Origin of the sequence: Lacibacterium aquatile (assembly GCF_042683105.1) — a bacterium.
Taxonomy (GTDB): Bacteria; Pseudomonadota; Alphaproteobacteria; order Elsterales; family Elsteraceae; genus Lacibacterium; species Lacibacterium aquatile.
In genome coordinates this window covers 19,843-30,965 of sequence record NZ_JBHUIP010000006.1, presented here as the reverse complement: position 1 = coordinate 30,965, position 11,123 = coordinate 19,843, and the positions used below count along the sequence as shown (strand labels likewise).

The 11,123-nt window shown below is 62.9% G+C and carries 9 protein-coding genes; all 9 read left to right on the top strand.

The window, feature by feature from the left end; all coding sequences use genetic code 11:
- A partial coding sequence (gene kdpB, locus ACFSM5_RS08150; RefSeq protein ID WP_379875826.1) for a potassium-transporting ATPase subunit KdpB occupies positions 1 to 1,929 on the top strand: 1,929 nt, incomplete at its 5' end.
- Between the two features lie 14 nt (positions 1,930 to 1,943).
- Entirely contained in the window at positions 1,944 to 2,516 is a 573-nt protein-coding gene (kdpC, locus tag ACFSM5_RS08145) for a potassium-transporting ATPase subunit KdpC (RefSeq protein WP_379875825.1), read from the top strand.
- Complete coding sequence (locus ACFSM5_RS08140) at positions 2,513 to 5,167, top strand: DUF4118 domain-containing protein (protein ID WP_379875824.1); 2,655 nt, start codon at positions 2,513 to 2,515, stop codon at positions 5,165 to 5,167. The genes kdpC and ACFSM5_RS08140 overlap by 4 nt, the downstream gene beginning before the upstream one ends.
- Positions 5,164 to 5,862: a response regulator gene (locus tag ACFSM5_RS08135; RefSeq protein WP_379875823.1), complete on the top strand. Its 699-nt coding sequence runs from the start codon at positions 5,164 to 5,166 to the stop codon at positions 5,860 to 5,862. The genes ACFSM5_RS08140 and ACFSM5_RS08135 overlap by 4 nt, the downstream gene beginning before the upstream one ends.
- 72 nt (positions 5,863 to 5,934) lie before the next feature.
- Positions 5,935 to 6,639 (top strand): response regulator, encoded by a 705-nt coding sequence (locus ACFSM5_RS08130; protein ID WP_379875822.1) that lies wholly within the window; start codon positions 5,935 to 5,937, stop codon positions 6,637 to 6,639.
- A 183-nt stretch (positions 6,640 to 6,822) separates the two neighbouring features.
- The gene (locus ACFSM5_RS08125) at positions 6,823 to 7,401 is read left to right on the top strand and encodes a TRAP transporter small permease subunit (protein ID WP_379875821.1); all 579 of its coding nucleotides are present in this window, start codon (positions 6,823 to 6,825) and stop codon (positions 7,399 to 7,401) included.
- Between the two features lie 39 nt (positions 7,402 to 7,440).
- Positions 7,441 to 8,844 (top strand): TRAP transporter large permease, encoded by a 1,404-nt coding sequence (locus ACFSM5_RS08120; protein WP_379875820.1) that lies wholly within the window; start codon positions 7,441 to 7,443, stop codon positions 8,842 to 8,844.
- A gap of 160 nt (positions 8,845 to 9,004) precedes the next feature.
- Positions 9,005 to 9,856 (top strand): aldo/keto reductase, encoded by an 852-nt coding sequence (locus ACFSM5_RS08115; protein WP_379875819.1) that lies wholly within the window; start codon positions 9,005 to 9,007, stop codon positions 9,854 to 9,856.
- A gap of 115 nt (positions 9,857 to 9,971) precedes the next feature.
- Positions 9,972 to 11,108 (top strand): hypothetical protein, encoded by a 1,137-nt coding sequence (locus ACFSM5_RS08110; protein WP_379875818.1) that lies wholly within the window; start codon positions 9,972 to 9,974, stop codon positions 11,106 to 11,108.
- The last annotated feature ends 15 nt before the right edge of the window (positions 11,109 to 11,123 follow it).

Here is an 11,123-nt window from a genome sequence, read left to right as displayed (position 1 = left end):
GCGGCCGTCGCCAAGCTGGATCCGCGCCAACTCTGGCGCAATCCGGTGATCTTCATGACCGAGGTGGTGGCGCTGCTCAGCCTGATCCTCGCCTTGCGGGACCTGGACCCGCTTTACGCCCAGATCTCCGCCTGGCTCTGGTTCACCGTGCTCTTCGCAACCTTCGCCGAGGCCATCGCTGAAGGGCGCGGCAAGGCCCAGGCAGCCTCCCTGCGCGGTACCCAGACGGAAACCATGGCCCGCAAGCTGAATGGCGAGAAGGTACCGAGCCTTTCCCTGCGCAAGGGCGACCTTGTACGCGTCGAAGCCGGTGAGGCGATCCCCGGCGATGGCGAAATCGTGCGCGGCATTGCCTCGGTCGATGAAAGCGCCATGACGGGCGAAAGCGCGCCCGTCATCCGCGAGGCCGGTAGCGACCGCTCCGCCGTCACCGGCGGCACCCGCGTGCTGTCCGACTGGATCGAGGTCCGGATCACCGCCGACCCCGGCGACAGTTTCCTGGATCGCATGATCAGTCTGGTCGAAGGCGCCAAGCGCCAGAAGACGCCGAACGAGATCGCCCTGTCGATCCTGCTCGCAGCCATGAGCCTGATCTTCCTCGCCGCCGTCGCGACCCTGCCCGGTTTTGCCGTCCAGAGCGCGACCGACCTGCCGGTCGTGCTGCTGATCGCCCTGCTGGTGACGCTGATCCCGACCACCATCGGCGGGTTACTGTCGGCCATCGGTATCGCGGGCATGGACCGCCTGCTGGGACGCGGCGTCGTCGCCAAATCCGGCCGTGCGGTCGAGGCGGCGGGCGATGTGGATACGCTGCTGTTGGATAAGACCGGCACGATCACCCATGGCAACCGCATGGCATCGGACCTGATCCCCGCCGGCGGCATCCCGGTGGCGGTACTGGCTGAAGCAGCCCTGCTGGCGTCAAATGCCGACGAAACCCCGGAAGGTAAATCCATCGTCCGGCTGGTCGCCGAGCGTTTTAATCTCGCCGCTGGTGGCACCGGCACCTTCGTTCCCTTCACCGCCCAGACCCGCATGAGCGGCCTGGACCTGGATGGCATCGCCTATCGCAAGGGCGCGGCGGACGCCATCCGCAACCACCTTGGAACCCAACTGCCCAGCGATTTGACGGCAGCGGTCGAGAAGATCGCCAAATCCGGCGGCACACCCCTGGTGGTATCGAAAGGCACCACGGCGTTGGGCGTCATCCACCTCAAGGACGTGGTAAAATCCGGTATCCGCGAGCGGTTCGCCGAACTACGCCGGATGGGGATCCGCACAGTGATGGTGACCGGCGATAATCCGCTGACCGCCGCCGCCATCGCTGCCGAGGCCGGTGTCGATGATTTCATCGCCGAGGCCACGCCGGAAAAGAAACTGGCGCTGATCCGCGAGGAACAGGCCAAGGGCAAGCTGGTCGCCATGTGCGGCGACGGCACCAACGATGCCCCAGCGCTCGCCCAGGCCGACGTTGGCCTTGCCATGAACCTCGGTACCGCCGCCGCGCGCGAAGCAGGCAATATGGTCGATCTCGACAGCGATCCGACCAAGCTGATCGACGTGGTGATGGTCGGCAAACAACTGCTGATGAGCCGGGGCTCGCTCACCACCTTCAGCCTCGCCAATGACGTGGCGAAATTCTTCGCGATCATCCCGGCTCTCTTCACCGCGGCCTATCCGCAGTTGGGCGCTCTCAACGTCATGGGGCTCTCTTCGCCGGGCAGCGCCATTCTGTCGGCCGTGATCTTCAATGCGCTGATCATCATGGCGCTGATCCCGCTTGCCCTAACCGGCGTCAAATACCGCCCGATGCCTGCCGCCCAGGCCCTGCGTCGCAACCTGCTGATCTATGGGCTGGGTGGGGTGCTGTTGCCCTTTGCCGGGATCAAGCTCATCGACCTCGTCGTTTCGGCGCTTGGCCTTGCCTAAAGGAATAAATAGAGATGACCTCCTATCTTCGACCTGCCGTCAGTTTGATGGCGCTTTTCACCCTGTTGCTCGGCCTTGGATATCCCCTGGCGATGACCAGCGTCGCCCAGGGTCTGTTCCCCAGTGCGGCGAACGGCAGCCTGATCCGCAATGCCAAGGGCGAGACCGTAGCCTCCAGCCTGATCGGGCGGACTTTCGAGGGCGATGGCTATTTCCAGCCCCGCCCGTCCGCCGCCGGAGCAGGTTATGACGCCAGCGCCTCGGCAGGCTCCAACCTCGGCCCCACCGACAAACGGCTGATCGAACGGGTTTCCGCAGATGTGGCCGCTTATCAGGCCGCCAATGGCCCCGGCCCGGTCCCGGCCGATGCCGTCACCACCTCGGCCAGCGGACTCGATCCGCATATCTCGCCCGCCAATGCCGAACGCCAGTTGGCCAGGGTCGCCACGGCGCGAGGTTTGAGCGAAACCCGCCTGCGTGATCTTGTCTCCCTGCATACAGAACGCCCCTGGCTGGGGTTCGTCGGAACGCCGGGCGTCAATACGGTCACCCTTAACTTGGCATTGGACGGTATAGTGGCGCGATGAGCGACCGCCCTTCACCCGATGCCCTGCTTGCCGAAGCTGCCCGCGAAAAACGCGGGCAGCTGAAGGTTTTCCTGGGCGCCGCCCCCGGTGTCGGCAAAACCTTCGCGATGTTGGAGGCAGGTCAACGTGCCCGCACCGCCGGGATCGACGTCGTGGCTGGCGTCATCGAAACCCATGGGCGGGCGGAAACGGCGGCCCTGCTCAAAGGGATCGAACTGCTTGCGCCCCAACGGCTGGAGCATGGCGGCAAGTCATTCGAGGAATTCGACCTCGACGCCCTGCTGACCCGGCGCCCGCGCCTTGCTTTGATCGACGAGCTTGCCCATTCCAACATCGACGGCGCCCGGCACCCCAAACGCTGGCAGGATGTGGAAGAGATCCTTGCCGCCGGGATCGACGTCTATACGACGCTCAATGTCCAACACCTCGAAAGCCTCAACGATGTGGTGGCCCAGATCACGCGGATCCGGGTGCGCGAAACCCTGCCCGACCGTATCCTGGCTGAAGCAGACGAGATCGAACTCATTGACCTGCCGCCGAGCGAGCTTATCCAGCGCCTGAAGGAAGGTCGGGTCTATGTGCCGGAACGGGCGCAGCGGGCGATCCGCCATTTCTTCGCCCCCGGCAATCTGACTGCGTTGCGCGAACTGGCCCTGCGCAAAGCCGCCGAACGGGTGGACGCCCAGATGCTGGGCTATATGCAAAGCCATGGCATCGCCGGTCCCTGGCCAACGGCCGAGCGTATCCTCGTTCATCTGGAGGAAGGCGAGCTTGGCGCCCGCACCCTGCGCACCGCTGCCCGCATCGCGAACCGGTTGAAGGCGCCCTGGGTCGCCGTCCATGTGGAAACTGCCGCCTCCGAACGCTGGGGAGATGAACGCCGCGACGGTCTAGCCCGCCTGATGCTGCTGGCCGAACGGTTGGGCGCTGAAACCCTGACTCTGCGAGATGAAGCACCCGCTCAGGCCCTGCTGCGCCTTGCCCGTACCCGCAATATCTCGCAGATCATTATTGGCGCCACCCCCAAGCGCTGGGGACGTCGCTCGCTTGCCGACCGGCTGCTGGCCCAGACCGACGGCATCGGCATCCAGATCGTTAGCGGCAAATCGACCGCCCCCCGTGACCGCCCGGCCCTGCTGCGGCCCACCGAATGGCGCAAGACGCCGCTGGCCCTCGGGATCGTGGCCGCGACAACCGCCGTCGTTTACGGCTTCGGCGATCACATACCCACTGCCAGTATTCCCTTGCTGTTGCTGGCGGGCGTGCTGGTTGCCTCGGTCACCACCAGCCTCGGCGCAGCGGTGCTTGCCGCTTTGACGGCGGTTGTCGGCTATAACCTGTTTTTCCTGGCACCGCTCTACACGCTCAGCATCGCTAATCCCGAGAATGTTGCGACGCTTCTGGTTTTCCTCAGCGTTGCGGTGCTGACAGCCAATCTGGCCGCCCGTGTCCGACGCCAGGCCGATGCCGCAAAACTGCGCGAACGACGCACAGCCGCCCTCTATGATTTCTCAAAGAAGATCGTCGGCGCAGCGGAAGCGGACGATGTGCTCTGGGCTGTCGTCCATCATGTGGCGGCAACCCTGGGCGCCCAGTCGGCCGTCCTGATGCCGGACGAGGATGGCATCCTGGCCATCCGCGCCGCCTACCCGCCCGAAGATCATCTGGATGAAAGGGCCCAGGCCGCCGCCGACTGGACGGCAGCCAAGGGGGAACCGACGGGCCAGGGGACAGAGACGCTGCCAACCTCCGACTGGTTGTTCGTCCCCCTGCGCACCGGCGTGCGGGCGTTGGGCGTTCTGGGGGTGCGTTTTCCCAAGACCGATGTCGTACTAGCTCCCGATCAGCGCCGCCTGATCGATGCCGTGGCGGGTCAGGCGGCCCTGGCCGTCGAGCGCACCAAGCTGGTCGATGATATCGAAGACGCCCGACTTGCCGCCGAAACCGAGAAGCTGCGCAGCGCGCTGCTGTCGTCCCTGAGCCACGACCTGCGCACCCCGCTTGCCGCCATTCTGGGATCGGCCAGCGGGTTGATCGATATGGATTCCGACCTCTCGCCCGCTGCCCGCCGGGATCTGCTGGGCACCATCCGGTCCGAAGCCGAACGGCTCAACCGCTTCGTCGGCAATCTGCTGGACATGACCCGGATCGCGGCAGGCGCCCTGCACCCCAAGCGCGACTGGTGCGATCCCGCCGACCTAGCGGCAAGCGCCCTCAGCCGAGTTGCAACCATTGCCGGGGAGCGGCGGATCGATCTCGACCTTCCCCCCAGCCCTCCCCTGATCCAGGTGGATGGCGGTCTGATCGAACAGGCCCTGGTCAATCTGCTGGAAAACGCCCTCAAATATGCACCTGCGGATAGGCCGATCCGGCTGGGGCTGGCAATGGATGACGCCTGGCTTACCTACACCGTCAGCGACGAAGGCCCCGGCATTCCGGCGAACGCGCTGGAACTGGTGTTCGACCCCTTCTTCCGGGTGCGTTCCGAGGATCGGCAGACGGCGGGAACCGGCCTGGGCCTGGCCATCTCTAAGGCGATCCTTCTGGCCCATGGCGGCGATGTCCGCGCGCAAAGCCCGATAACGGACGATCCCGCACATCCCGGCACCCGCTTGACCCTGCGGTTGCCACTCGCGATATCTCTGCCATGACAGATCCGATCAAGATCCTGGTCGTCGACGACGAACCGCAGATCCGCCGTCTGCTGCGCATCGGCCTCGAAAGCCAGCGCTATAGCGTTGTGGAGGCGGAACACGGTCGACAGGCCCTCGAACAGGCCGCCCTCACCGCGCCCGATCTGGTGATTCTGGATCTTGGGTTGCCCGACATCGATGGCAAGCAGGTCATTCAGGGCCTGCGGGACTGGAGCAGCACGCCGATCCTGGTGTTGACCGTGCGCGATGGCGAGGCTGAAAAGGTCGCGGCCCTGGATGCTGGCGCCGATGATTACGTGACCAAGCCCTTCGGTATGGCCGAGCTTCTGGCCCGGGTTCGCGCCTCGCTGCGCCACCGTCTTCAGAAAGCCGGCGAAGTTCCGGCGGTCGAACTGGCGGGCGGTGTGCGCATCGATCTGGCCCTTCGGACCGTCAGCCGCGACGGTACGCCGGTTTCCCTTACCCCGAAGGAATATGATCTGCTGGCCTTGCTCGCCCGCCACGCAGGCAAGGTCCTGACCCACCGCCAGCTTCTCCAGGATGTCTGGGGACCGGCGCATGTGGAGGATATCGCTTATCTGCGGGTCTTCACCCGTCAGGTCCGGCAGAAGCTGGAGGCGGACCCCGCCCGTCCGGCGATCTTGGTGACCGAAAGCGGGGTCGGCTATCGGTTGCTCATGGCCGCAACTTAAGGCCCGCCGCGGGACTTGGCGCATGCGCTTTCCGATTGCATCGGCACCGCCTGTTCTGAAAGAGATGGAGAGATGAACCACACCATCCTCGTCGCCGACGACGAACCTCAGATCAGGCGCTTTCTGCAGGCCGGCTTCGAAATGTCGGGCTTTACTGTTTTGCAGGCGGAAACCGGTCGTAAATGCCTGGAGATGGCAAGCTTACGCCGCCCTGATCTGGTGGTTCTTGACCTTGGGTTGCCTGATCTCGATGGAATGGAGGTTTTGCGGGATCTGCGCGGTTGGAGTCAGGTGCCCGTCATCGTGTTGTCGGTTCGTGACCGTGAAGACGACAAGGTTGGGGCACTGAGCAGCGGTGCCGATGATTACGTAACCAAGCCGTTTGGTATGGCTGAGCTGATCGCACGCGTCAAAGTCGCCTTGAAGCATTCAGTCGCGCCGACCGGAAACCCCGTCGTCGAGATAGGAAATCTCCGGATAGACTTGCTGAACCGCCGGATCAGCGAAAGCGGTCAGGATATTTCGCTCACGCCAAAAGAGTACAGGCTGCTGGCTTTCCTGGCCCGCCACCCTGGTCGGGTCGTGACTCATCGCCAAATACTGTCGGAAGTATGGGGCGCAGGGCATGGGGAAGACCTGCATTATTTGCGCATCTTCATTCGGAAGCTGCGTGCCAAGATCGAGCCAGAGCCGAATACGCCGATATATCTGCAGACAGAGCTTGGCGTTGGCTATCGTCTGCAATCTGGTGACCGTTTACCGCCCCCTGCGGCGTAACTGATCGTCGCCTCAAAGTAATTTATACAAAATTTATACGAACGGGCATTTTGTGCCCTCGTTTATTTATGCGGCTGACAGATACGGTGGCGCGCCCGGAGAAGGGAAAAGACGCCCGCATAGAAGACGTCATGGCACAGTCACCGAGTGCCTCTCCCGAACCAGGCCTACAGGGAGAGAGACATGGCAACCGACCGGACCCAGACGGGCAAGGGGCGATACCACCCGCTAGCCCATAAATTCACCGACAGCGTCGATTTCATCAGCGCCAGCTTTGGCAAAATTGCCGATATCTTCGTGCTGGCCGCCTGCGCGATCAGCGCAGGCAATGCCGTCATCCGCTATCTGTTCAACACCAGCTCGAATGCTTGGCTTGAGGCGCAATGGTACCTCTTCGCCGGTATGGTCATGCTGGGCGCTGCCCATACCCTGCGCAAGAACGAGCATGTGCGCGTCGATATCGTCTACGGCATCGTTTCGGCCCGCACGCGGCTCTGGATCGATATCGTGGGCACCATCGTCTTCCTGCTGCCGGTCTGCGCGATCATGGGCTGGATGACCTGGCGCTTCTTCTTCGATGCCTTCAGCCATCATGAAATTTCGGCGAACGCAGGCGGCCTGCTCCGCTGGCCGGTGAAATTTGTGATGCCGCTGGGCTTTGCACTGCTGGTCCTGCAAGGGCTGGCCGAGTTGGTGAAGCGCATCATCGCCCTCGATGGCGAGAAGGACGCGACCCCGGAATACGAGCGCCCGCTCCAGTAATCCGCCCCGCACGCGCACCGGTTTCAAGGATTTCGATCTATGGCAAACTATATGCCGCCCCTGATGTTCGCGGGGCTTGTCTTCTTCATGCTGATGGGTTTCCCCGTCGCCTTCTCCATCTCGGCCGTCGGCTTGCTTTTCGGCTTCCTCAGCATCGAGCTGGGGCTGTTCACCTTCGCCTATCTCGAGAACCTGCCCTTCCGCCTGTTCGGCATCCTCTCGAACGATCTGCTGCTCGCGATCCCCTTCTTCACCTTCATGGGCATGATCCTGGAGCGATGCCAGCTGGCTGAAGATCTGCTGGAAGCGACCGGGCAGGCCTTCGGTGCGATCCCCGGCGGTCTTGCCTATGCGGTTATCATCGTCGGTGCCGTGCTAGGTGCTATCACCGGCACCGTCGCCGCCTCGGTCATTGCCATGGGCATGATGTCCCTGCCGATCATGCTGCGATACGGCTATAGCCCCCGCATGGCAACCGGCGTCATCGCCGCATCGGGTACCATCACCCAGCTGATCCCGCCCTCCCTGGTTCTGGTCGTGCTGGCCGATCAGTTGGGCCGTTCTGTGGGCGACATGTATTTGGGCGCCATCGGCCCCTCGATCCTGCAGGTCGCCCTCTTCATCCTGTATGTCTTTGTGCTGTCGATCGTTAAGCCCAAGAGCATGCCGCCGCTTCCGCCAGAAGCCCGCACGCTCAAAGGCTGGCCGCTGGTCTGGCGCGTCATTGCGGGGATGGTTCCGGCGCTCGGCCTCATCTTCCTGGTACTGGGCACCATCTTCGTTGGCCTTGCCACCCCGACCGAAGCAGGCGCCATGGGGGCTGTCGGTGCAATGCTTCTGGCAGCCGCCCGCCGCCGCCTGACCCTCAAGCTGACCTGGGAAGCCATGCAGGCGACCATGCGCCTGACAGCAATGGTGGTCTTCATCCTGGTCGGCTCCACCGTCTTCAGCCTCGTTTTCTACGGCGTTGACGGCGCTCATTGGCTCGAAGGCCTGCTGGCGAACCTGCCCGGCGGTGCGACCGGCTTCCTGATCCTGGTCTGCATCTTCGTGTTCTTCCTGGCATTCTTCCTGGACTTCTTCGAGATCGCCTTCATCATCGTGCCGCTGCTGGCGCCGGTCGCCTCCAAGCTGGGCATCGATCTGATCTGGTTTGGCGTCCTGCTGTCCATCGTGCTGCAAACCGCCTTCATGCATCCGCCCTTCGGCTTTGCTCTCTTCTATGTGCGCGGCATTGCCCCGCCGAGCGTCAAGAGCAAGGACATCTACCTCGGTGCAATCCTCTGGTTGTGCCTGCAGTTGGCCCTGGCCGCTGTCGTGATCTTCTGGCCGGAGTCGGTAACCTACTGGCTCGATCCCGTGGTGGACGTTGATCTGAATTCTATCCAGATCGATATCCCAACCGGTGGCTTTGAAAACCAAGCGCCACCGGACTTCAAATAAGCCCGGCTCGTATCAGCAAAAAAGGAAGGCCGATCCCGCAAGGATCGGCCTTTTTCTTTTACCAGCTCCAACTGCGACACAATCGCACGACGACGAAGGGGTTTTGCGCAACCGTCGAGACGCCATATACCAGAGGTAACTCTTTGCGACAGGAAGACCCATGACAGCAGAGAAATCCGGCACTTTCCGCATCGGCGGCGAGATCGAGATCAATCGTCTTGGCTTTGGCGCCATGCGGGTCACCGGCCCCGGCATCTGGGGGCAGCCCGCCGATAAGGTCGAGGCGATCCGTACTCTCAAAGCCGTGCCCGAGCAGGGCATCAATTTCATCGATACCGCTGACAGCTATGGACCGAACGTGTCCGAGGAACTGATCCGCGAGGCCCTGCACCCCTACCCTGGCCTGCTGGTCGCGACCAAGGCAGGCCTCACCCGCGCAGGCCCCGACCAATGGCAGCCGAACGGCAAGCCCGAGTATCTGCGCGCCCAGGCCCATGCCAGCCGCGAGCGCTTAGGCGTTGAGCAGATCGGCCTTTGGCAACTACATCGCATCGACCCGCGTGTACCGCGTGACGAACAGTTCTCCGCCGTCAAATCGCTGATCGACGAAGGCGTCGTGAAATTCGTCGGTTTGAGCGAGGTTTCAGTCGAGGAGATCGAGGCGGCCCGCCGCTTCTTCCCGGTTGCGACCGTGCAGAACCAATATAATCTCGCTGATCGGCGGCATGAGGCAGTGCTCGACTATTGCCAGGAGAAGAACATCGGCTTCATCCCCTGGTATCCCTTGGCCGCCGGTAGCCTCGCCCGCCCCGGTACCGTGCTCGACCGTATCGCCCAGGCTCATAAGGCGAGCCCTAGCCAGATCGCCCTGGCCTGGGTGCTGAAGCGCAGCCCGGTGATGCTGCCGATCCCCGGCACTTCCAAGGTCAAACATCTCATCGAGAATACAGCCGCCGCAGCCATCAGCTTGAGCGACGAGGATTTCAAAACCCTCGAACGCGCGGCACGCTGATACGAATAAAGGGGGCGGTCGCCAGGAACCGCCTCCGCTTTCGAAAAAGGTCGAAAGATTCCAGACTTGGCAATCTTTGTGCGGCATGATGCCCCGAAATCTGGGGAGAAATATGATGTTCAAAGCAATGCGCCCTGGCCTTGGCCTTCTGATCGGCGCGCTCTGTCTTGGCCTGCCGTTGGCGGCGGAAGCCCACGTCAAGTGGTTCGCCCCTTACATCGTCGATGCGCCGCCCATGCGCCTTGGCCTGATGGTGCAGAACCAGTGGATGTGGATCGCCTTCGGCCTCACCCTCGCTTTCTTCATCGCAACCCGATTTGTTGAAGTCAGCCGCTTTGGCGATCTGGTCCAAGGTGGGCTCGACCGTGTCACCAACCCGCTCTGGGCGCGTCTTGACGATTATGTCCGCGCCCTGATCGCCGCCTTCTTCGTCGCGATCTTCTCCGTCGGCGGCGTCTATCTCACCCCGGATCTCAAGACCCCGGCCGAATGGGTTTCCTGGATCCAGTTGCTGATCGCCGCCGGTATCTTCTCGCGCCGGACGATGCCTCTGTCGGGTATCGGCATCATCGTGCTGTGGCTGCTGGCCCTCCTGGATTACGACCTTTTCCATCTGCTCGACTATCTGGCCCTGGGTGTCGGTGTTGCGGCCTATCTGATCTTGGAACCGATGCCGGAAAAGTATCGCTCGCACCGCTTCGAGGCTCTGCGCTGGGGCCTTGCCATTGCGCTGATGTGGTCGAGCCTGGAGAAATTCGCTTATCCGGAATGGTTCTATCCGCTGGTCGATGAAAAGCCCTTCCTGACCTTCGGTCTGCCGCGCGACGTCTTCATCCCAATGGCCGGCGTGGCGGAATTCACCATGGGCTTCGGCCTGCTCTGGACCCCGCTGATCCGCCGCCTGTCGGCCATCACGCTGCTGCTGATCTTCACCGCTGCCGTCTGGCCGTTCGGGCGCATCGAGATCATCGGCCATGGCTTGATCATGGCGATCCTGCTGGCCGTGGGCAGCGACCATTGCCGCGTCGACCGGCTGGGGCCGAAGTTCAAGCTGCCCGCCTATAACATCCCGGCTGCCTTGGCCCTGGTCGTGGTGGTCTTCGTCAGCGGTTACTGGACCCTGCATGACGTCTTTTATAACTATGACGATTATGCCCGCGGCGTGATCGACCGCGCGACCCACTCCCACAACCCCGAAAACCCGCACGGCCCGAAGTCCGATACCGGCATCGGCGCCCCGCCCACAAAGTAAGGGATCTCTCCGCCT